General features: G+C 71.5%; 16 protein-coding genes. 1 reads left to right on the forward strand and 15 read right to left on the reverse strand.

Annotated elements, in window-relative coordinates; translation table 11 throughout:
• The first annotated feature begins 188 nt into the window (after positions 1 to 188).
• Complete coding sequence (locus AB8O64_RS12590) at positions 189 to 2252, forward strand: hypothetical protein (protein ID WP_370419265.1); 2064 nt, start codon at positions 189 to 191, stop codon at positions 2250 to 2252.
• A 182-nt stretch (positions 2253 to 2434) separates the two neighbouring features.
• Here the strand turns inward: AB8O64_RS12590 and obgE are convergent, their stop codons facing one another.
• The 15 genes from obgE to AB8O64_RS12665 form a co-directional block, all read right to left on the reverse strand.
• Positions 2435 to 3871 (reverse strand): GTPase ObgE, encoded by a 1437-nt coding sequence (gene obgE, locus AB8O64_RS12595; RefSeq protein ID WP_370419267.1) that lies wholly within the window; start codon positions 3869 to 3871, stop codon positions 2435 to 2437.
• Positions 3872 to 3998: 127 nt separating this feature from the next.
• Positions 3999 to 4256, reverse strand: a complete 258-nt coding sequence (rpmA, locus tag AB8O64_RS12600) for a 50S ribosomal protein L27 (protein ID WP_116211787.1) — start codon at positions 4254 to 4256, stop codon at positions 3999 to 4001.
• Between the two features lie 11 nt (positions 4257 to 4267).
• On the reverse strand, positions 4268 to 4588 hold the full coding sequence (rplU, locus tag AB8O64_RS12605) for a 50S ribosomal protein L21 (RefSeq protein ID WP_130877714.1): 321 nt from the start codon (positions 4586 to 4588) through the stop codon (positions 4268 to 4270).
• 224 nt (positions 4589 to 4812) lie between these two features.
• Positions 4813 to 8760 (reverse strand): Rne/Rng family ribonuclease, encoded by a 3948-nt coding sequence (locus AB8O64_RS12610; RefSeq protein ID WP_370419268.1) that lies wholly within the window; start codon positions 8758 to 8760, stop codon positions 4813 to 4815.
• 221 nt (positions 8761 to 8981) lie between these two features.
• Positions 8982 to 9758 (reverse strand): TIGR03936 family radical SAM-associated protein, encoded by a 777-nt coding sequence (locus tag AB8O64_RS12615; RefSeq protein WP_370423855.1) that lies wholly within the window; start codon positions 9756 to 9758, stop codon positions 8982 to 8984.
• 177 nt (positions 9759 to 9935) lie between these two features.
• Positions 9936 to 11861 carry a TIGR03960 family B12-binding radical SAM protein gene (locus tag AB8O64_RS12620; protein ID WP_370419269.1) on the reverse strand — a complete coding sequence of 642 codons (1926 nt, stop codon included), beginning with the start codon at positions 11859 to 11861 and terminating at the stop codon, positions 9936 to 9938.
• Positions 11862 to 11960: 99 nt separating this feature from the next.
• Complete coding sequence (locus AB8O64_RS12625) at positions 11961 to 13508, reverse strand: CHAD domain-containing protein (protein ID WP_370419270.1); 1548 nt, start codon at positions 13506 to 13508, stop codon at positions 11961 to 11963.
• A 175-nt stretch (positions 13509 to 13683) separates the two neighbouring features.
• Complete coding sequence (rodA, locus tag AB8O64_RS12630; RefSeq protein ID WP_370419271.1) at positions 13684 to 14883, reverse strand: rod shape-determining protein RodA; 1200 nt, start codon at positions 14881 to 14883, stop codon at positions 13684 to 13686.
• A complete protein-coding gene (gene mrdA / locus AB8O64_RS12635; protein ID WP_370419272.1) occupies positions 14880 to 17144 on the reverse strand; it encodes a penicillin-binding protein 2 in 2265 nt (754 codons plus the stop codon). The genes rodA and mrdA overlap by 4 nt, the downstream gene beginning before the upstream one ends.
• Before the next feature lie 40 nt (positions 17145 to 17184).
• Complete coding sequence (mreD, locus tag AB8O64_RS12640) at positions 17185 to 17844, reverse strand: rod shape-determining protein MreD (protein WP_356456813.1); 660 nt, start codon at positions 17842 to 17844, stop codon at positions 17185 to 17187.
• Between the two features lie 5 nt (positions 17845 to 17849).
• Positions 17850 to 18782 carry a rod shape-determining protein MreC gene (gene mreC / locus AB8O64_RS12645; protein ID WP_356456815.1) on the reverse strand — a complete coding sequence of 311 codons (933 nt, stop codon included), beginning with the start codon at positions 18780 to 18782 and terminating at the stop codon, positions 17850 to 17852.
• Between the two features lie 259 nt (positions 18783 to 19041).
• Positions 19042 to 20061, reverse strand: a complete 1020-nt coding sequence (locus tag AB8O64_RS12650; RefSeq protein WP_130877877.1) for a rod shape-determining protein — start codon at positions 20059 to 20061, stop codon at positions 19042 to 19044.
• Between the two features lie 285 nt (positions 20062 to 20346).
• On the reverse strand, positions 20347 to 20760 hold the full coding sequence (ndk, locus tag AB8O64_RS12655) for a nucleoside-diphosphate kinase (protein WP_130877723.1): 414 nt from the start codon (positions 20758 to 20760) through the stop codon (positions 20347 to 20349).
• A gap of 204 nt (positions 20761 to 20964) precedes the next feature.
• On the reverse strand, positions 20965 to 21303 hold the full coding sequence (locus tag AB8O64_RS12660) for a DUF4233 domain-containing protein (protein WP_356456817.1): 339 nt from the start codon (positions 21301 to 21303) through the stop codon (positions 20965 to 20967).
• Between the two features lies 1 nt (position 21304).
• The gene (locus AB8O64_RS12665) at positions 21305 to 22843 is read right to left on the reverse strand and encodes a folylpolyglutamate synthase/dihydrofolate synthase family protein (RefSeq protein ID WP_130877725.1); all 1539 of its coding nucleotides are present in this window, start codon (positions 22841 to 22843) and stop codon (positions 21305 to 21307) included.
• Positions 22844 to 22901: the final 58 nt, after the last annotated feature.

The following is a 22901-nucleotide window of genomic DNA, read 5'->3' on the forward strand; positions in this document are numbered from 1 at the left end:
GCCGCTGGTCCGCCTGCTTCCGGCCCGCAAATCTACCGCCTGAGGAATGTGGTCGTTCGGCCCTATTTTGCGATGATTGCCGTCAGGGAAGATTGCTCCTGGCCCAGCCGCCGTCATACGGTCGGTAGCCGACCGTTGTCCATCGCGGTCTCCCTCACCCCCTAGCCCTCCTGCCAGGAGCCCGCCCAGTGCCTTCTGCCGGATCCGTCTCCCGCCGAGTCGTACAGCTCGCGGCGCTGCTCGCGATGCTGGCGTTCTTCGCCGCTCAGCTCGTGGGCGCCCTGCTGCCCAATGTGCCGCTCTTCATCACCGCCTCGGCGGCGGGCCTCGCGCTCGATCTCTATCTCCAGCACCGAGACCCCGGTCTGCTCTCGCTGCTCGGCAAGGTCCGCTTCGACGTCACCGTGCGTCAGCTGCTGCGCGACATGCTGATCATGGTCGGGCTGCTGCGCGTGCACGGCGACGGCCCGCTGCACGAGTACACCCCGCTGTTCATCGGACTGCTGCTCTTCTACGGCGCCCACTTCGGCTGCCAGGCCGTCGCGATCCTCGTGCGCCGCAGCCGCACCCTGCCGTTCCTGACCCGGAACGTCGACACCTCCGGCCTGCGTCTGTCGGCCGCGCCGCCGCGCCTGCTGGCCCGCCAGCAGGGCCGCCGGCTGCTGCGCTTCGCCGCCCCCGCCACTGCGGGCACGCTGATCACCGCGGGCACCGAGAAGGCCCTGTGGGGCGAGATCGGCGTCGGCATCGCCTTCGCACTCTCCCTCGGCGGCGCCCTGTACCTGGCCACGTGGCTGCGCCCCAAGAAGCGCATCGCCAACGAGCAGCAGGCCCTGGAGTGGCTGGACGCCTGGCTGACCGGCTACAAGCCCACCGTCGGCATGTACTTCTCCGGCGGCACCAGCTCCGCCTACCAGGCCAACATGTGGCTCTCGACCCTCGCCGAGCTGGACGGCAACCCCGTCATCGTGCTCCGCGAGCGCTTCATGGTGCAGAAGATCGACGCCACCGACGTGCCGATCGTCTGCATCCCCAAGGTCGTGCACCTGATGGCCCTGGAGAAGTCGTCGCTGAAGATGCTGCTGCACCCGGCGAACTCCGGCAAGACCTCGCAGGTCCTGCGCATGCCGTCGATCAAGCACGCCTTCACCAACCACGGCGAGAGCGACAAGCTCTCCAGCTGCAACCCGTACTCCAAGGCGTACGACGAGATCTGGGTCGCCGGCCCCGCCGCCCGCGAGCGCTACCAGCTCGCCGACATCGGCGTCGACGACCGTGACGTCGTCGAGGTCGGCCGCCCGCAGCTCGCGCCGATCCAGCCGTACACCGCGCCGCGCGGCAAGGCCGCCGCCGAGGGCTTCACCACCGTGCTGTACGCCCCGACCTGGGAAGGCTGGGACGGCCAGCCCGGCAACACCTCGGTGATGCTGGCCGGCGAGAACATCGTCCGCGAGCTGCTCGCCGACCCCAAGGTCCGGCTGCTGTACAAGCCGCACCCGATGACCGGCTCCGTCGACCCGCGCGCGGGCCGCGCCAACGAGCGCATCCAGGCCATGATCCGCGAGGCCAACGCCCGCCGCGGCGGCCCCCGCCCCGGCCCCGAGGCGGCCGCCGAGCTGGCGCGCCGCACCGTCGAGCTGGAGCGGCTCACCACGAGCACCTTCCGCCCCAGCGCGGACGAGGTCGAGCGGATGCTCCTCCAGGGCACTCCGGAGAAGGGGCGCGCGGCGACCGTGGCGGACGCCACCGCCGCCTGGGAGGCCGCGTACTGGGACTCGCTGCCGGTCTGGGAGCACCAGATCATCACGGCCGCCCGGCCCGCCCTCTACACCTGCTTCAACCAGTCCGACCTGCTGATCAGCGATGTCTCCAGCGTGGTCTCGGACTACCTCATCAGTGAGAAGCCGTACGCGGTGGCCAACACCAGCGGTATGACCGAGGAGGAGTTCCGCGCGGGCTTCCCGACCGTCAGCGCGGCCACGATCCTCAGCCCCGAGGCGGAAGGCGTCCCGGCCCTGCTCGCGGCCGTCCGCGCCCCCGGCCAGGACGCCCTCGCGGCGGCCCGTGCGGAGCTGAAGGTCGAGCTGCTCGGCCCGTCCGACCCGCCGTCGCTGGTCCGCTTCAACCAGGCGTCCCTCGCGCTCTGCGCGAAGGCCGACGAGCGCCGCGCCCGGATGGAGGCCCGCATGGCCGCCGAGATCCCGGCCCAGCGCGAGACGCTCGCCGCGGGGCCGGCGGTCGGCGCGGTCTGAGCCGCCCGTACAGCGCATGGGGAAGGCCCCGGGAGGATTTCCTCCCGGGGCCTTCCCCATGCGCTGTACGGGGCCGTACGGGCCTGTACGAAGGCCCTCAAGCGCCGGCGGGCTGGGTACAGAAGCCCGCCCGGCGCTTGAGGGCGCTTTCGGTGACCCTCACGGCCACCCCGCAGCGTCCGCTAGAACGGCTTGAACTTCTCGAACTCCGTGTCCGCCTCGTCCCGCTCCGCGTCGCGGTCGCGGCGGCGGACGGCGGCCGGGCGGGGGGCGTCCAGGCGGTGGTCCTCGCCACGGCGGCCCAGCATCTCCGCACCGGCGGCCATCGACGGCTCCCAGTCGAAGACGACCGCGTTCTCCTCGCTGCCGATCGCGACGCCGTCACCGGACCGGGCACCGGCCTTGAGCAGCGCGTCCTCGACACCGAGACGGTTGAGCCGGTCGGCCAGGTAGCCGACGGCCTCGTCGTTGTTGAAGTCGGTCTGCTTGACCCAGCGCTCCGGCTTCTCGCCGCGCACGCGGTACAGACCGTCGTCCCCCAGGGTGACGGTGAAGCCGGCGTCGTCCACGGCCTTCGGGCGGATGACGATACGGGTCGCCTCCTCCTTCGGCTTCGCGGCGCGCGCCGCGCCGATGATGCCGGCCAGCGCGAAGGAGAGCTCCTTCAGGCCCGTGCGGGCGACGGCGGACACCTCGAAGACCTGGTAGCCGCGGGCCTCCAGATCCGGGCGGATCATGTCGGCGAGGTCCTGGCCGTCCGGGATGTCGATCTTGTTGAGGACGACGATGCGCGGCCGGTCGTCCAGGCCGCCGTACTGCCTCAGCTCGGCCTCGATGACGTCCAGGTCCGAGACCGGGTCACGGTCGGACTCCAGGGTCGCCGTGTCCAGGACGTGCACGAGCACCGAGCAGCGCTCGACGTGCCGCAGGAACTCCAGGCCGAGGCCCTTGCCCTGGCTCGCGCCCGGGATCAGACCGGGGACGTCCGCGATGGTGTAGACGGTCGAACCGGCCGTCACCACGCCCAGGTTCGGGACCAGCGTCGTGAACGGGTAGTCCGCGATCTTCGGCTTGGCGGCGGAGAGCACCGAGATCAGCGAGGACTTGCCCGCGCTCGGGTAGCCGACCAGCGCCACGTCGGCGACGGTCTTGAGCTCCATGACGATGTCACGGAACTCGCCGGGCTCGCCGAGCAGCGCGAAGCCGGGGGCCTTGCGGCGGGCCGAGGCCAGCGCCGCGTTGCCGAGGCCGCCGCGGCCGCCCTGGCCGGCGATGAAGGTGGTGCCCTGACCGACGAGGTCGGCGAGGACATTGCCCTGCTTGTCCAGGACGACGGTGCCGTCCGGCACCGGCAGGATCAGGTCCTGGCCGTCCTTGCCGGAGCGGTTGTCACCGGCACCGGGCGCGCCGTTGCCGGCCTTGCGGTGCGGGCTGTGGTGGTAGTCGAGGAGCGTGGTGACCGACTGGTCGACGACCAGGATCACATCGCCGCCACGGCCGCCGTTGCCGCCGTCCGGGCCGCCCAGCGGCTTGAACTTCTCACGGTGAACGGAGGCGCAGCCATGGCCTCCGTTACCCGCGGCGACATGCAGCTCGACGCGGTCCACGAAGGTGGTCATTGCGGTGCCTCCAGATGAATACGGGGATGTCTCTGTTACTAAACACGTCGAGGGCGGGCCAGCTTCCCCGTCACCGGAAAAAGCAGGCCCGCCCTCGGAAAGGTGTTATGTCGTGCCGAAAAGCTGATTACTCAGCGATCGGGACGATGTTCACGACCTTGCGACCACGGTGGGTGCCGAACTGCACCGCACCGGCGGCCAGCGCGAACAGGGTGTCGTCGCCACCGCGACCGACGCCCGTGCCCGGGTGGAAGTGGGTGCCGCGCTGGCGGACCAGGATCTCACCGGCGTTGACGGCCTGGCCGCCGAAGCGCTTGACGCCGAGCCGCTGAGCGTTGGAGTCGCGACCGTTCCGAGTGGACGATGCGCCCTTCTTGTGTGCCATGTCTCAGTCCCTTACTTCGCAGCCGTGGGGATGCCGGTGACCTTGATCGCCGTGTACTGCTGGCGGTGACCAATGCGCTTGCGGTAGCCGGTCTTGTTCTTGTACTTCAGGATGTCGATCTTGGCACCCTTGTGGTGGTCCACGATCTCGGCCTGGACCTTGATCCCGGCCAGCACCCACGGGTCGCTGGTGACGGACTCGCCGTCGACCACGAGCAGCGTGGAGAGCTCGACAGAGTCGCCCACCTTGCCGTCGGAAATCTTGTCAACCTCGACGATGTCGCCGACAGCAACCTTGTGCTGGCGACCACCGCTACGCACAACTGCGTACACGCGGATCTCACTCTCTCGCTGGTAATCGGGACCTCTGATGCCAGCCGCTCACACGGGCGTGCAGCCCGCGCATATCCGAAAGGACGAGCGGCCTCTCCCGGAATTCACCGGAAGGGATGTGCTCAGGGGTTGGCGTACAGACGCCGAAGGACAAGGTTACGGGGCCCTGTCCGGGGGGTCAAACCGGGGCCCGGGCCCCGTAAGGGACCCGGACCCCGTACTGCTCAGTCCTCGGCGGAGGAGGCGGCGGCTGCCGTCTTCTTCGCCGCCCGCTTCGCGGGGGCCTTCTTGGCCGTCGCCGTCTTCGTGGCGGCCTTCTTGGCAGTCGTCGTCTTCTTGGCAGTCGTCTTCTTGGCGGTCGTCGTCTTCTTGGCCGCCGCCTTCTTCGTGGCGGTGGCCTTCTTCGCCGGTGCCTTCTTGGCGGCCGTCTTACGGGCCGTCTTCTTGGCGGGCGCCTCCGACTCGGCCTCCTCGGCAGCCGGGGCTGCCTCGACCGGCTCGGCCTGCTCGACCGGGGCCGCGGGCTCCTCGGCCCGGACGGGCTCCGGCTCCGGCTCGGCCACGGCCTTCGCGGGCGTCTCCACGACCATCACAGCCGCTTCCTCGGCCGCCTTGGGCGAACCGGCCGGGGACGTCGCCTTGCGGACCGCACGACGGCGCGTACGGACGGGAGCGGCCGGGGCGGCTGCCGTCTCGACGGCCGCCGGGACCTCGGCCTTCGCCTCGGGGGCCGGCTCCACGACGGGCTCGGCGATCGCCTCGGGGGCCGCGACCGGCGCGACCGGCTCCACGACGATCTCGGGCTCCGGCTGCTCGGCCGCCTTCGGCGAACCCGCCGGGGCGGACGCCTTGCGGGTCGCCCGACGGCGCGTACGGCCACCGCGCGAAGCCGCGGCCTTCGCCTCGGTCGGGCTGCCGAACCACTCCTCGTCACCGCCGACCGACGGCTGGAGGTCCGCCTCGGTCACCGCGACGGGCTCCAGCTCGGGCAGCTCGGCCTCCACCTCGGCCTCGGCGGCCGGGGCTGCCTCGACCGGCTCGGCCGGCTCCTCCACCGCGTACTCGTGGACGTGGTCGTGCTCGGGCTGACCGGCACCGGCCTTGCCCTTCTTCTTGCCGCGCTTGCCACCGCCGCCGCCACCGACGGACGTCGGCTGGTCCATGTGGACGATCACACCGCGGCCGTTGCAGTGCACGCACGGCTCGGAGAAGGACTCCAGCAGGCCCTGGCCGACCCGCTTACGGGTCATCTGGACCAGACCCAGCGAGGTCACCTCGGCGACCTGGTGCTTCGTCCGGTCCCGGCCCAGGCACTCCAGCAGACGCCGCAGCACCAGGTCCCGGTTGGCCTCCAGCACCATGTCGATGAAGTCGATCACCACGATGCCACCGAGGTCGCGCAGCCGCAGCTGACGCACGATCTCCTCGGCCGCCTCGAGGTTGTTCTTGGTGACCGTCTCCTCCAGGTTGCCGCCCTGGCCGGTGAACTTGCCGGTGTTGACGTCGACGACGACCATCGCCTCGGTCCGGTCGATCACCAGCGAGCCGCCGCTCGGCAGCCAGACCTTGCGGTCCAGCGCCTTCATCAGCTGCTCGTCGATCCGGTACGTGGCGAAGACGTCGACGTCCGACGTCCACTTCTGCAGCCGGTCGGTGAGGTCCGGGGCGACGTGCGCGACATAGCCGTGGATGGTCTCCCAGGCGCCGTCACCACTGACGATGACCTTGGAGAAGTCCTCGTTGAAGATGTCGCGCACGACCCGGACGGTCATGTCCGGCTCGCCGTACAGCAGGGTCGGGGCGTTGCCGCTCTTCGCCTTCTTCTGGATCTCTTCCCACTGCGCCTGCAGCCGCTGCACGTCACGGGCCAGCTCGTCCTCGCTCGCACCCTCCGCGGCGGTACGGACGATCACGCCCGCGTCCTCGGGGACGATCTTCTTGAGGATCTGCTTCAGCCGCGCGCGCTCGGTGTCGGGCAGCTTCCGGCTGATGCCGGTCATCGAGCCCTCGGGCACGTAGACCAGGTAGCGGCCGGGGAGCGAGACCTGGCTGGTCAGGCGGGCACCCTTGTGACCGATCGGGTCCTTGGTGACCTGGACCAGCACGGACTGGCCGGACTTCAGCGCGGACTCGATACGGCGCGGGCCGTTGCCCATGCCGAGCGCCTCGAAGTTGACCTCACCGGCGTACAGGACGGCGTTGCGGCCCTTGCCGATGTCGACGAACGCGGCCTCCATCGACGGCAGCACGTTCTGGACCTTGCCCAGGTAGACGTTGCCGACGTAGCTGGTGGCCTGCTCCTTGTTCACGTAGTGCTCGACGAGGACGTTGTCCTCCAGCACGCCGATCTGGGTGCGCTCACCGCTCTGGCGCACGACCATGACGCGCTCGACGGCCTCACGGCGGGCCAGGAACTCGGCCTCGGTGATGATCGGCACACGACGGCGGCCCTGCTCACGCCCCTCACGGCGGCGCTGCTTCTTGGCCTCCATGCGGGTCGAGCCCTTGATGGACTGCACCTCGTCGAAACCGGTGCCGGGCTCGCGCTCCTCGCGCTTGCGGGACTCGCGCGGCTCACGGACCTTCACGACCGTGCGCTCCGGGTCGTCACCGGTGACCTCGGCCTCCGCGGCGTCGCCACTGCGGCGACGCCGGCGACGGCGACGGCGGCTGCTGGACGAGCCGTACGCGTCCTCGTCCTCGGCGTCGGCCTCGGGGGACTCGGCCTCCTGCTCGGCCTCCGGCTCCTGGTCGGCCTCGGCGCGGCGCTCGGTCTCCTCCTCGCCGCCCTCGCCCTCGGCGGACTCACCACGACGGCGGCGACGGCCACCGCGACGGCGACGGCGCGAGGGGCGGTCGCCCGACTCCTCGTCGTCCTGCGCCACGTCCTCGGCGTCCTCGACGTCCTGGGCCTCGGGGGCCTCCTGGACGTCCTCCGCGGGCTCCGCGACGGGAGAGCGCTCCTCGGCCACGACCGGCTCGGTCTCGGCGGCCTCACCACGACGACGGCGACGACGGCGGCCGCGGTCGGCGGCGGGCCGCTCGGCCGGGGCGAGCTCCTCCTCGGGCTGCTCCTCCGTGGGAACGGAGGCGGCGGCGGCCGCGGCGGCGGTCTCCGGGGTCTGGAACATGGGCTCGGCGAACACCGGCGCCTGGAACACGGCGGTCGGCGGGCGCACGGCACGGCGACGGCCCCGGGCGGGAGCCTCCGGCTCCACGTCCGCGGCGGCGGCACGGCGACGGCGGCCACCGGTGGCGGCGGGCTCGGCCTGCTCGGCGGCGGGCTCCGCGGCCTCGGCGGCGCGGCGGCTCTCCGCCTTCGCGGCCTCAAGGGCCTGGGTGGCGGCCTCGGCGTCACCGGGGGCGACGCGACGGCGGCCACGGGCGGCACGGGCCGGCTTGGCGGGCGCCTCCTCGGCGACCGTCTCCACGGCGGCTTCCTCGGTCTCCTCGGCCTCTTCGTCCGCTTCGTCCTGCACGGCCGGGGCCACGGCCTCGGCGGGCTGCGCCTCCGGTGCGGCGGCGGAGCCGGCCTTACGGGTGGCGCGGCGACGCGTACGGGCCGGCTTCGCGGCCGGGGCCTCCTCGGCCGGGGTTTCCTCGGCGAGGGCGGCCGGCTCGGCGGCGGCCTCCATGGCCAGCGGCACAGGGACCTCGGCGAGGACGGCGGGCTCGGCGGGCGTCTCGGCGGTCTGCGGGGCACCCGCCGGGGCGGTGGCCTTGCGGACCGCGCGGCGACGCGTACGGGCCGGCTTGCTGTCCGGGACCTCGGCGACGGGCTCGGCGGCGGGCGCGGGCTCGGCCGGGGCCTCGGTGGCGGCGGCCGGAGCGGCCTCGGGTGCGGCGGTCTCCGCGGCAGCGGCGGTACGCGGCGAACCGGCCGGAGCCGTCGCCTTGCGGGTCGCACGGCGGCGGGGACGGGCCGGGGGTGCCGCCTCGGTGGCGGCGGGGGTCTCGGCGACGGGCGCGGCCTCGGCCGGGGCGGCCTCGGGCGCGGCGGCCGTCACGACCGGCTGCGCGGCGGCGGTCTCCGCCACCGGCGGACCGGCCGGGCGCGACGCCGCACGGCGGCGGCGGCGCGGCGGCAGCGTGTCGCTGGGGCTTGCGTCGGAGTTGTTCCCGGGTGCGCTGGGCGCGTTCTCGGGCTCGGTGGGCTCAATAGCTTCGAGCATGCGGGCGGTTCTCCCGTCACGCTCCCGGGCGCCGCGTCGTGATCCGACCCGGCGGTCCGCGTGTTGTGCGCGGTACCGCCGTCCGGGGCGCGGTCGCCGCACGGGAGCTGTCGTCTCGCTCGCCGGGGCCGAGTTGTCGGCACCGGCGAAAGTCTCCTGGTCAGTGCGCCTGCCGGACCCGGGTGGCTCCCTGGTGGATCGGCGGCGCTACGACGGCCGTCCTACGCGGAACCTTCCGGCACCTTCGCGGCGCTCGGCCCGGCGGCCGTGGATGGGGCGGCCGGGGCGGCGTCGCGGTCGGGCGCGAGCGGATCGGTCACCGTGCCGGACTCCTCATCGAGCAGCCCCTGCGCCAGCCTGGTCACCGCAGCGGGGACCGGCGGCGCCAGGTCGGCCGTAGCGCGGAGACCGGACAGGACGTCGTCGGGTCGTACGGCAGGTGTCAAATGCCGAACAACCAGCCGCAGTATCGCACAGGCACCGTCGCCGGGCCTATCGGCCGGGGCCTCCAGCGCTTCGAGTCGGGCCACCGCGCCACGGGCGTCGAAGGTCCGCAACCCGTTTTTCGTCCGGCGCTGGACCTCGACGGTCTCCTCGGCGAGGAAGGCCGCCACGGCCCGCTCGGCGTCCGCCGGCTCGACGCCGTCGAGCCGCAGCTCCCAGAGGGAGGCCTGCAGCCGGTCGGCGAACGAGGAGGTGTGGGCCTCCACCGCGTCCGTGATGTCGAGCCCGTCGGGCAGCGACTCGTCGAGCAGCTCCCTGAGCTGCCCGGGGTCGCGGAACTCGGCGAGCTGGATCTCCAGGAACTCGGCCTCACTGCCCGTGCCGGTGGGTGCGGCATTGGCGTACGACACCTTGGGGTGCGGGGAGAAGCCCGCCGAGTACGCCATGGGGACGTCGGCGCGGCGCAGGGCCCGCTCGAAGGCGCGCTGGAAATCGCGGTGGCTGGTGAACCGAAGGCGGCCGCGCTTGGTGTAGCGCAGACGAATGCGCTGCACCACAGGTGCGGGCGGCGGACCTTCGGGCTGTCGCTTGCCCAGTGTCGTTCAGTCCTTCGTGAGAGCGGTCGTACTGCTACCTAGAGTACGTGCCCCACGCGGGAGCGCGCCCCGGTGGGTCGGAACGCGTGAAGGCCCCACCGGGGCGGTGGGGCCTTCACGGGACGCTTTCGCGGACTACTTGACGACCGTCAGCGGCAGCAATTTCTTGCCCGTCGGGCCGATCTGGATCGAGGTGTCCATCTGCGGGCAGACACCGCAGTCGAAGCACGGCGTCCAGCGGCAGTCCTCGACCTCGGTCTCGTCGAGCGCGTCCTGCCAGTCCTCCCAGAGCCAGTCCTTGTCGAGACCGGAGTCCAGGTGGTCCCAGGGCAGGACCTCCTCGTACGTGCGCTCACGCGTGGTGTACCAGGCGACGTCGACGCCCTGCGGGGGCAGCGTCTTCTCGGCGGACTTCATCCAGCGGTCGTAGGAGAAGTGCTCGCGCCAGCCGTCGAAACGGCCGCCCGACTCGTAGACCTCGCGGATCACGGCGCCGACCCGGCGGTCGCCGCGCGAGAGCAGGCCCTCGATGATGCCGGGCTTGCCGTCGTGGTAGCGGAAGCCGATGGAGCGCCCGTACTTCTTGTCGCCGCGGATCTTGTCGCGCAGCTTCTCCAGGCGCGCGTCGGTCTCCTCGGCGGAGAGCTGCGGCGCCCACTGGAAGGGGGTGTGCGGCTTGGGCACGAAACCGCCGATGGAGACCGTGCAGCGGATGTCGTTCTGCCCGGAGACCTTGCGGCCCTCGGCGATGACGTTGACCGCCATGTCACCGATCTGGAGGACGTCCTCGTCGGTCTCGGTGGGCAGGCCGCACATGAAGTACAGCTTCACCTGGCGCCAGCCGTTGCCGTACGCGGTGGAGACCGTACGGATCAGGTCCTCTTCCGAGACCATCTTGTTGATGACCTTGCGCATGCGCTCGGAGCCGCCCTCGGGGGCGAAGGTGAGGCCCGAGCGGCGACCGTTGCGGGTCAGCTCGTTGGCGAGGTCGACGTTGAAGGCGTCCACGCGGGTCGACGGCAGGGAGAGGCCGATCTTGTCCTCTTCGTACCGGTCGGCGAGGCCCTTGGCGATGTCACCGATCTCGGTGTGGTCCGCGGAGGACAGCGACAGCAGGCCGACCTCCTCGAAGCCGGTCGCCTTCAGACCCTTCTCCACCATCTCGCCGATGCCGGTGATGCTTCGCTCCCGCACGGGGCGCGTGATCATGCCGGCCTGGCAGAAACGGCAGCCGCGGGTGCAGCCGCGGAAGATCTCCACCGACATCCGCTCGTGGACGGTCTCCGCGAGCGGGACCAGCGGCTGCTTGGGGTAGGGCCACTCGTCGAGGTCCATGACGGTGTGCTTGGAGACCCGCCACGGCACGCCGGAGCGGTTGGGCACCATACGGGCGATACGGCCGTCCGGCAGGTACTCCACGTCGTAGAAGCCCGGGACGTAGACGCCGCCGGTCTTGGCGAGGCGCAGCAGCAGCTCCTCGCGGCCGCCGGGGCGGTCCTCGGCCTTCCAGGCCCGGATGATCTCGGTGATCTCCAGGACGGCCTGCTCGCCGTCGCCGATGACCGCGCAGTCGATGAACTCCGCGATCGGCTCGGGGTTGAAGGCCGCGTGGCCGCCCGCGAGGACGATCGGGTCGTCGATCGTGCGGTCCTTGGCCTCCAGCGGGATGCCCGCGAGGTCCAGGGCGGTGAGCATGTTGGTGTAGCCCAGCTCCGTGGAGAAGCTCAGGCCGAAGACGTCGAAGGCCTTGACCGGGCGGTGCGCGTCCACGGTGAACTGCGGGACCTTGTGCTCGCGCATCAGCTCTTCGAGGTCCGGCCAGACGCTGTAGGTGCGCTCGGCGAGCACACCCTCGCGCTCGTTGAGGACCTCGTAAAGGATCATGACGCCCTGGTTGGGCAGTCCGACCTCGTAGGCGTCGGGGTACATGAGCGCCCATCGGACGTCACAGCTGTCCCAAGGCTTAACGGTGGAGTTCAGCTCTCCACCGACGTACTGAATGGGCTTCTGCACGTGCGGGAGCAGCGCTTCGAGCTGTGGGAAGACGGACTCGACAGACATCTCGACCTTCGGGAGCTGGCAGGGGGCGACTCTCTAGCGTACGCGAGGAGGACCGTCCCCTGTCGCACGGCGAATCCGGGCGGCACCCCGGGGAGGGGCTCACGCCCGCAGCGCGGCCCGGTGCCGCTTCGCGGACGCCTTCCGCCACACGTCCGGCAGCTCCCGCTCGTACGCGGCCGCGAGGGCTTCCTCCCGGCCGTGCAGCAGCCCGAGCGTGTAGGTGCTCTCCCCCGCGGCGTGCGCCTGGATCGCGAGGGCGCGCAGGGCTTCGCGGGCCATGACGCTGTCCTGGTGTTCGCCCAGCAGGCTCTGGACGGACTTCATGCGCCGCGCGAAGCGCTTCGCGGGCTTGCCGAGGGCCGGTTTCGCGGCCTCGGCGGCGTAGCGGACGCGCTTGGCCGCCTTGCGGGCCTCGTGCAGGGCGGTGTCGCGGCCGGGGCCGGCCTCGGTGGCCAGGGCGTGCTCGACGCGGCGGGCGAGGCGGCGGTAGTCGCGCAGGACGGCCTTGGCGATGGCCTTGCGCGGGGCGTCGGCGGCGGGGAGCAGGGGCGGGTCGGCGAGGAGCGCGTCGAGGGCGTCGAGGAGGGTGAGATAGCGCTCGCTGTCGAGGACGGAGAGCAGGCGTTTGCGCGCGCCCGCGTGGCGGGCGGCGGCCCAGCGGCGCAGCCGGGCGCGGACGGGTCCGAGGACGAGGGTGTCCGGTACCTCGTCGACGCGTTCGCGCAGACGGGCGGAGAGGACCTCGCGGTCCCGGTCGACGCCCAGTTCACCGGCGAGCCATTTCAGCTCGGCCCCGATCGGGTCGGTGACCTCGCGGTCGAGCACCTTGCCGAAGGTGCGGAAGGCGCTGCGCAGCCGGCGGGTGGCGACGCGCATCTGGTGGACGGAGTCGTCGACGTCGCGCCGGACGTCGAGGTCGCCCGTGACGACGGCTTCGGCCTGGGCGCGGACGTAGGCCAGCACGTGCTCGCCGGCGGTGGGCTTGCCGCCCTTGGCCGGGCGCCGCTTTCGCTTCTCGCGCGGCGCGGGTTCGGTCTCGGTCTCGGTCTCGGCGAGTGCGCGGGACAGCTTGGAGGGGGCCTTGGAGGGGCGCAGGCCCGCCGCGCGCAGATGGGGCTCGACGGTGTCGAGGAAGCCGGGGTCGGTGTCCTTGCCGAGCTCCAGCTCGAATTCCGTCCAGTGGGCCGTGCGGCCGCCGTCGGCGAGCCGGTCGGCGGTGACCTCGTCGGCGCTCGCCTCGGCGAGGACCCCGCCGTGCTCGTCGAGGAGGAGGCGGACCTCGCGGCGGGAGACGATCCGCACCAGGGGGGTGAGCCGCGCGTGGCGGGTCCGGGAGCGGACGAGGGCGGCGAGGGCGCGGGGGACGTCGGGTGACAGGGGTGCGCGGATCTCGTCGCGGGTGCCGGGGGCGACGGGGAGCTTGAGGTGCCAGCCCGCGTCGGTGCCGCCCGTGCGGCGGCGCAGGGTGATGCCCGCGGTGGCCAGCCGGCGGTCGGCGGTGTCGTAGTAGACGGCGTCCAGCTCCGCCGGTTCCTGGGCGGCGACGGTCGCGACGCCCGCCACTCCGCTCAGGTCGGGCAGCGGGGGCGCGCCCGCGCTGTCTCCGGCTTCGTATTTCCGCTCGATCTCTCGCACGGTGTCCGCCATGTAGCGAATCTAGTGGGCGGATGGCCGGGACGACAGCCCTAGGCCGTGTCCGGCCGTAGTTTGCCGCCCGCGGCGGCGAGCGCCCTGCGGGCGCGTCCTCAAGCGCCGGACGGGCTGGTTTCGGCCGGGCTCGGCCCGACCGAGCCCGTCCGGCGTTTGAGGACACAGCACAGGCCTAGGCGGACACGGGGCGCTGCACCTTGATGGACTGCAGGAGTCCGACGGCGATCCAGGCGGCGAACATGGACGACCCTCCGTAGGACACGAAGGGCAGGGGCAGGCCGGTGACGGGCATGATCCCCAGCGTCATGCCGATGTTCTCGAAGGACTGGAAGGCGAACCAGGCGATGATGCCGGCGGCCACGACCGTGCCGTAGAGCTCGGTGGTGTCGCGGGCGATACGGCAGGCGCGCCACAGGACGACGCCGAGCAGGACGATGATGAGTCCCGCGCCGACGAAGCCGAGCTCCTCACCGGCGACGGTGAAGATGAAGTCGGTCTGCTGTTCGGGCACGAACTGGCCGGTGGTCTGGCTGCCGCGGAAGAGGCCGGAGCCGGTCAGGCCGCCGGAGCCGATGGCGATGCGGGCCTGGTTGGTGTTGTAGCCGACGCCCGCCGGGTCGAGGGCGGGGTTGGCGAAGGCGGCGAAGCGGTTGATCTGGTATTCGTCCAGCACGCCTAGCTGCCAGATGAGGACGCAGCCGATGACGCCGGTGCCGAGCAGTCCGGCGATCCAGCGGTTGGAGGCGCCGGAGGAGAGCAGCACGGCGAGCACGATCACCACGAGGACCATGACCGAGCCGAGGTCGGGCATCAGCAGGATGATGACGATGGGCAGCGCGGCGAGGCCGAGGGCTTCCATCACGGTGCGGTGGTCGGGGTGCAGCCGGTCGCCGGCGTCGACCTTGGAGGCCAGCAGCATCGCCATCCCGAGCGTGATGGTGATCTTGGTGAATTCGGAGGGCTGGATGGAGAAGCCGCCGCCGAGCTGGATCCAGGACCGGGCGCCGTTGATGGTCGCGCCGAGCGGGGTGAGCACGGCCGCGGTGAGCAGCACGGAGATGCCGTACAGGATGGGGACGGCGCCGCGCAGGGCGCGGTGGCCGAGCCAGACCGCGCCGACGGCGAGCGCGAGCCCTATGCCGGTGTTGAGGATGTTGCGCAGCAGGAAGTAGTACGGGTCGCCGTGGTTGAGCTCGGTGCGGCCGCGGGTGGCGGAGTAGACGAGCAGGGTGCTGATGCCGGACAGGGCGAGGGCGGCGAAGAGCATGACCCAGTCGAGCCTGCGGACGACGGAGTCGCGGGCGGTGAGCTTGCCCCAGGCGCCGCGCTCGGGGCTGTAGCGGCGGACTTTGTAGCCGTCGGCGGTGGTCACTCGTCCTGCCCCCCTGCCGCTGCCGGGTCGGGCTTCTCGGTGGAGTCGGGGCCGCCCGGTTTCCCGGTCGCGTCCGGGTCGTCCGGCTGCTGTGCGGCGTCCGCCGTTCCGGCCTGCTGGGCGCCGTCCTTCTCCTGCTCCTCCTTGTCCTCCTTGCGGGCGGGCGGGCTGGGGATCGCCTGGGCCTCGATGGTCCCGTCCTTCTGGATCTTCGGGAGCTTCGCCTCGGGCCTGGGCAGCAGCGCCTTCTTGGCGTCGATCTTGCCCTTCTCGTCGACGCCGTACAGCGCGTTGTAGATCTTGCGTACGGCCGGGCCGGAGGCGCCGGAGCCGGTGCCGCCCTGGGAGATCGTCATGACGATGGTGTAGTCCTCGGTGTACGTCGCGAACCACGAGGTCGTCTGCTTGCCGTAGACCTCCGCGGTACCGGTCTTGGCGTGCATCGGGATCTGCTTCTGCGGCCAGCCGCCGAACCGCCAGGCGGCGCTGCCCTGGGTGGCGACGCCGGCCAGGGCGCGGTCGAGCTGGTCGCGGGTCTTGCGGTCGAAGGGCAGCTTGCCGTGGGCCTGGGGCTTGATCTCCTCGACCCGCTTGCCGTCGGGGCTGACGATGGCCTTGCCGACGGTGGGGTTGTAGAGGGTGCCGCCGTTGCTGATGGCGGCGTAGATGGTGGCCATCTGGACGGGGGTGACGAGCGTGTCGCCCTGGCCGATGGAGTAGTTGACGGAGTCACCGGCGCGCATCCGCATGCCGGACTCGCAGTTCTCCTTGGCGATCTTCCCGGCGTAGCTGTCGTCCTTCTTGCCCTGCTTGCACCAGGAGTCCTTGTTGGACTTCCAGTAGTTCTTCTTCCAGTCGCGGTCGGGGACCCGGCCGCGGACCTCGTTGGGCAGGTCGATGCCGGTCTGCTTGCCGAGGCCGAACTGGTGGGCGGTCTTGTAGAACCAGTCCGCCGGGTGCTTGGGGTTGTTGCCGCCGTCCTTCTGCCACTGGCGGTAGGCCAGGTCGTAGAAGACGGTGTCGCAGGAGACCTCCAGGGCCCGGCCGAGGTCGATGGGGCCGTAGCCCTTGGACTCGAAGTTCTTGAAGACCTGGTTGCCGATGCTGTACGAGCTGGAGCAGTTGTAGTTGTCGGTGAAGGAGTAGCCGGCGTTGACGGCGGCGGTCGCGGAGATGACCTTGAAGACCGAGCCGGGGGCGGCCTGGCCCTGGATCGCCCGGTTGAGCAGCGGGAAGTTGGAGTCCTTGCCGGTGAGCCGCTGGTAGTCCTTGGCGGAGATACCGCCGACCCAGGCGTTGGGGTCGTAGGTCGGGTTGGAGGCCATGGCGACGACGCGGCCGGTCTTGGACTCCATCACCACGACGGCGCCCGCGTCGGCCTTGTAGTTGACGCCGGTGTTGCGGTCCATCTCCTTGCGGGCGTCCTTCATCGCCTGGTCCAGTTCTCGTTCCGCTATGGCCTGCACGCGGGCGTCGACACTGGTGACGATGTTGGCGCCGGGCTCGGCCTTGTCGCTCTTGGCCTTGCCGATGACCCGGCCGAGGTTGTCGACCTCGTAGCGGGTGACGCCGGCCTTGCCGCGCAGCTCGGTGTCGTACTGGCGCTCGAGGCCGGAGCGGCCGATCTGGTCGGAGCGCAGCAGCGGCGAGCGGCTGTCCTTGGCCTTGGTGATCTCGTCGTCGGTGACGGGCGAGAGGTAGCCGAGGACCTGGGCGGTGTTGGAGCCGCCGGGTCCGGCGTAACGGCGGACGGCGGTGGGCTCGGCGGTGATGCCGGGGAAGTCCTCGGCGCGCTCGCGGATCTGCAGGGCCTGCTGGGTGGTGGCCTCGTCGGTGATCGGGATGGGCTGGTAGGGCGACCCGGCCCAGCAGGGCTGGGGGGTCTTGGCATCACAGAGCCGCACCTTGGCGGCGACGTCCTCGGGCTTGAGTTCGAGGATGCCGGCGAGGCGGGTGAGGACGCCCTTGCCCTTGTCCTTCATCTTCATCAGGTCGGTGCGGCTGGCGGAGACGACGAGACGGGTCTCGTTGTCGGCCAGCGGCACACCGCGGGCGTCGAGGATCGAGCCGCGGGTGGCGGGGGCGACGACCTGCTGGATGTGGTTGTTGGCGGCTTCGGCCGTGTACTGGTCACCGCTGCGGATCTGGAGATACCAGAGGCGCCCGCCGAGGGTGAACAGGAGGGAGAAGACGAGGACCTGGATGACGATGAGCCGGATGGTGACGCGCGAGGTGCGCCCGGTCTCCGGGAGGTTGCTCATGGGGTCCCCGCCTCCCGCCGGCTGCCGGTGAATCGCCGCGTCACAGTCGCTTGACCCCCTTGATGCGTCCGGACTTGTTCTTCGCCGACTTGGTCAGCAGACCACCGCGCTGACTGCCGATGCGGTTCGCCCGGCCGCCGGAGAGCCAGCCGTAGGAGCCCTCGCCGCCCGCCGGGGAGCCGTCACCGGCGAGCGGGTCGTTGTGGGTGCGGCGCGCCAGCGCCATGATCAGCGGCACGGTGAAGGGCGCGAGCAGCAGGTCGTACACGGCGGCGGTGAGGACGAGGCCGGTCAGCCCCACATGGCGGGCGGCGGTGTCGCCGACGAGGGAGCCGACGCCCGCGTAGAGCAGGGTGGAGCCGACGGCCGCGGCGACGACGACGAGCATGGGGACGGTGGCCGACCGCATCCGGCCGTTCTCGGGCCGGGCGAGGCCCACCACGTAGCCGACGAGACACAGCACGAGGGCGTAGCGGCCGGTGGCGTGGTCGGCGGGCGGTGCGAGGTCGGCGAGGAGGCCCGCGAAGAAGCCGATGAGGGCACCGCTGGTGTGGCCGTAGACCAGGGCGAGGCCGATGACGACGAGGAGCAGCAGGTCCGGGACGGCACCGGGGAGGTGGAGCCGGGCGAAGACGCTGACCTGCACGACGAGGGCGACCACCACGAGCACGGTGGAGAGCAGGATCCGGTTGAGGCGCATCGTCTTCAGTCCCTGGGCTTGGCGCTCGCGGAGGGGGTGACCGTGACGGTCACCGTGGGGGCCGGCTTGGGGGCTTCCGGCTTGGGCGGCAGGACGGTGTCACGCGGGTCGGTGCGGGGCGGCTGGACGACGACGCCGACGACGTCGAGCTTGCTGAAGCCGACGAAGGGGCGGACCTGGAGGGTGCGGGTCAGTCCGCCGCCGGCGGGCTCGACGCGGGTGACCTCGCCGACGGGGACGCCGGGCACGAAGGGCTTGTCCTTGCTGGAGCCGAAGGTGACGAGACGGTCGCCCTCGCGCACGGCGGCCTTGCCGTTGAGGAGTTCGACGCGCAGGGAGCGGTCGCCCTGGCCGTTGGCGAAGCCGATCTCGCCGGTCTTCTCCATCCGGGTGCCGACGGTGAACTTGGGGTCGCTGGCGAGGAGGACGGTCGCGGTGGACGGGCCGACGGTGGTGACCCGGCCGACGAGTCCGTCGCCGTTGAGGACGGTCATGTCGCGCTTGATGCCGTCGTTGGCGCCGCAGTCGATGGTGACGGTCCAGGAGAAGCCCTGGGCCGCTCCTATGGCGATGACCTGGGCCCCCTTGATGCCGTACTGGCCGGCTCCGGCGGTCTTGAGCATGGCGTCCAGGTCGCGGACCCGGCCGCGGTTGCGGTCGTCGCTGCCGAGCCGCTGCTTCAGGGCGGTGTTCTCGCGCTCCAATTCGCTGATCCTGGTGTGGCGTTCACCGGAGTCGCGGACGGCGGCGACGGCGTTGCCGACCGGGTCGACCGCGGAGGCGACGCCCTCCTCGACCGGGCCGAAGACCGAGGCGGCGGCATGCCGGGCACCGTCGAGCGGGGACCGCTCGCCACCACGGATGTCCACCGTGATCAGCGCGAAAGCGATGGCGACCAGCAGCACCAGCAGCAGCCGGCTCTCTCGTGTGTCCCTCACGTGCGGCGGCGTGCCCTTCTCATCGGACCGGCCGGGCTGCGGGTCCGGGCCGGTCATCGGGAGCGTTCTGCCTGTATATCAGGTTGTTTCCCGGCGAAGCCGGTGCGCCGGGGCGCGGTCGGCCAAAGACCGCCGGCGTCTTCGGGCCAATCCCCCGGGGGTTCCCGGTGGCCCCCGGCAGAGGGGTCCGGGAAGCCGCTCCGGGGGGCGGAGCAACGTTCCTCCCCCGCTCCCGGGCGGGGGAGGTCTCAGCCGGGCGTCAGCGGCGCGGCTGGGCGTCGAGCACCTGCTGGAGCGCCTCGAACTCCTCGACGCACTTGCCCGAGCCGAGGGCGACGGAGTCCAGCGGGTCCTCGGCGATGTGGATCGGCATTCCGGTCTCCCGGCGCAGCCGCTCGTCGAGGCCGCGCAGCAGAGCGCCGCCGCCCGTGAGAACGATGCCGCGGTCCATGACGTCACCCGACAGCTCGGGCGGGCACTTGTCGAGGGTGGTCTTGACGGCGTCGACGATGGAGTTGACGGGCTCCTCGATGGCCTTGCGGACCTCCGCGGCGGAGATCACCACGGTCTTCGGCAGCCCGCTGACCAGGTCGCGGCCCCGGATCTCGGTGTGCTCGTCCTGCTCCAGGTCGTAGGCCGAACCGATGGTGATCTTGATCTGCTCGGCGGTGCGCTCACCCAGGAGGAGGCTGTACTCCTTCTTGATGTGCTGGATGATCGCGTTGTCCAGCTCGTCGCCCGCGACGCGGATGGACTGCGCGGTGACGATGCCGCCCAGCGAGATGACGGCGACCTCGGTGGTGCCGCCGCCGATGTCGACGACCATGTTGCCGGTGGCCTCGTGGACCGGCAGGCCGGAGCCGATCGCGGCGGCCATGGGCTCCTCGATGATGTGCACCTGCCGGGCGCCGGCCTGGGTGGAGGCCTCGATGACGGCGCGCCGCTCGACGCCGGTGATGCCGGAGGGCACACAGACCACGACGCGCGGGCGGGCCATCCAGCGTCGCTTGTGGATCTTGAGGATGAAGTACCGGAGCATGCGCTCGGTGATCTCGAAGTCGGCGATGACGCCGTCCTTCAGCGGGCGGACGGCGACGATGTTGCCCGGGGTGCGGCCGATCATCTTCTTCGCCTCGGAGCCGACCGCGAGGATACCGCCGGTGTTGGTATTGATGGCGACGACGGACGGTTCGTTGAGGACGATTCCGCGACCTCTGACGTACACCAGCGTGTTGGCGGTCCCGAGGTCGACAGCCATGTCACGGCCGATGAACGACATGTTGTTCCCCATGAGGATACGTCTGGCCTTCCCAGCTGGAGCGAATGCTTACTTGAGGTCGGCAGGTGTGGTGCGCTGCGGGGCGCGGAAGCTTCATCGTAGTCTCGACCGCTCGAACGCGGTGCGAGGGTTCCTCCGCCATTGTCGGCGGAACACGAGCGCGCCCCAGTAATGGTGACGTCGTGTCGGAGTGAGAGGTTCCCTCGTTCGCCGCGCATATGCCAGAGGGCGACCGAAAAGAAATCGGTCGCCCCTGATCAGAATGGGCGCGGGCCTGATGCGGTATCAGGCGAGGCCGGGAAAGAAAATCTTGATTTCCCGCTGGGCGGACTCCTCGGAGTCCGAGGCGTGGATGAGGTTCTCCCGGGTGATGGTGCCGAAGTCGCCACGAATGGACCCCGGGGCCGCCGCGATCGGGTCGGTGGGACCGGCCAGCGCGCGCACGCCCTCGATCACCCGCTCGCCCTCGACGACCAGCGCCACGACCGGGCCGGAGGCCATGAAGCCCATCAGCGGCTCGTAGAACTCACGGCCGACGTGCTCGGCGTAGTGCTGCTCCAGCGTCGCCCGGTCCAGGGTCCGCAGCTCCAGCGCGCTGATCGTCCAGTTCGCCTTGCGCTCGATCCGGCCGACGATCTCGCCGATCAGGCCGCGGCGGACCGCGTCGGGCTTGAGAAGGACGAGGGTGCGCTGGCTCATAATGCGGCTCCTTGCAGGCAGGGTGTGGTGCGGCAGAGAGTACAGGGGCGCGGGTGCGCTCCCGAACCAGGCCCGGGCCGCGGGACGGGCTGGTGGCCGAGCTCAGCCAATCAAGCCCGTCCGGCGTTTGAGGACGCGCCCGCAGGGCGCTCGCCGCCGCAGGCGGCACGGACGGCCCGCAGCCGAACCGCCCGCCCACCGGGCCTACGCCGCGGCCTGCGCCGCGAAGCGGGCCTTCGCCTCGTCGACCTTGCGGCCGAAGTGCACCGAGGCCCACCACAGACCGGCGAAGACCACCCCGAGGATGAACATCATCGGGACCACGAAACCGCTCGCGATCAGGCCGATCTGCAACAGCCAGCCCAGCTGCACACCGCCGGGCCGGGTGAGCATGCCGCACAGCAGCACGCTCAGCAGCATCGCGGTGCCGCTGACCGCCCAGACCGTGCCGGTGGACAGGTCGGAGGTCTGCATGGCGACCAGACCGGCGAAACCGATGACGAAGAATTCACCGATCAGGGTGCTCGCGCAGAGCGTTCTCATGTCAGCCCTTTCCCAACAGCAGCCGGGCCTCGCCGACCGTGATCACCGAACCGGTCACCAGCACACCCGCGCCGGCGTACTCGGCCTCTTCCTCCGCGAGGGTGATCGCCGCCTCCAGCGCGTCGTCCAGCCGGGGCTCGACCTGCACCCGGTCCGCGCCGAAGACCTCGACGGCCACGCCCGCCAGCTCGTCCGGGTCCATGGAGCGCGGGGTGGAGTTCCGGGTCACCACGACCTCGTTGAAGATCGGCTCGAAAGCCTCCAGGAGACCCCGGACGTCCTTGTCGGCGCTGGCGCCGACCACCCCGACGAGTCGGCTGAATCCGAACGCCTCGGTGACCGCTTCGGCCGCGGCGCGCGCGCCCGCCGGGTTGTGCGCGGCGTCCAGCACGACGGTGGGGCTGCGGCGCACGACCTCCAGGCGGCCCGGCGAGGTGACCGAGGCGAAGGCCCTGCGGACGGTGTCGACGTCGAGCGTGCGGGCGTGCTGGGAGCCGATCCCGAAGAACGCCTCGACCGCGGCGAGGGCGACCGCGGCGTTGTGCGCCTGGTGTGCCCCGTACAGCGGAAGGAAGACGTCCGGGTATTCGCCGCCCAGGCCGCGCAGGGTCAGCAGCTGTCCGCCGACCGCCACCTCGCGGGCCGTGACACCGAACTCCATGCCCTCGCGGGCGACCGTGGCGTCCGCCTCGACCGAGCGCTTGAGCAGCACCTGCGCCGCGTCCACCGGCTGCTGGGCCAGCACGACGGTGGCGTCGGTCTTGACGATCCCGGCCTTCTCCTCGGCGATGTCGCCGGGGGTCGAGCCGAGCCGGTCGGTGTGGTCGAGGGAGATGGGGGTGACCACGGCGACGCCGGCGTCGATGACGTTGGTCGCGTCCCAGGTGCCGCCCATGCCGACCTCGACGACCGCCACGTCCACGGGCGCGTCGGCGAAGGCCGCGTAGGCCATCGCGGTGAGCACCTCGAAGAAGGACAGCCGGTGTTCCTCGCGGTCGTCGACCATCTGGACGTACGGCTGGATGTCGCGGTACGTCTCGATGAAGCGCTCGGCCGCGATCGGCGCGCCGTCGAGGCTGATCCGCTCGGTGACGGACTGCACGTGGGGGCTGGTGTAGCGGCCGGTCCGCAGATCGAAGGCGCCCAGCAGGGCCTCGATCATGCGGGCGGTGCTGGTCTTGCCGTTGGTGCCGGTGATGTGGATCGAGGGGTAGGCGCGCTGCGGCTGGCCCAGGATGTCCATCAGGGCCTCGATGCGCACCCGGGACGGGTCGAGCTTGGTCTCACCCCAGCGTCCCGCCAGCTCGGCCTCCACCTCGCGGAGCTCCCGGTCCACCTCCGGGTCGGCCGGGCGGGCCGGTACGCCGTCGCCCTGCGGCTGCCCGCCCTGGGCGCGCAGGGTACGGCTGCCCGCCTCGATCACGGCGAGGTCGGGGTCGCGGTCGGTCTCGGCTTCGACGATCTCGGCGAACTGGTCGTTTCCGCCAGTTTCACCGGGTTCCGTGTCGCCATGGTCGTCGTTCAGGGGGCGCTCGCTCACGCCGACCAGTCTACGGAGCCGGGGCGGCGCGCGGGGCCGGGGACGGGCTGGCGCGGCA

Origin of the sequence: Streptomyces sp. QH1-20, assembly GCF_041283565.1 — a bacterium.
Lineage (GTDB): Bacteria > Actinomycetota > Actinomycetes > Streptomycetales > Streptomycetaceae > Streptomyces > Streptomyces syringius.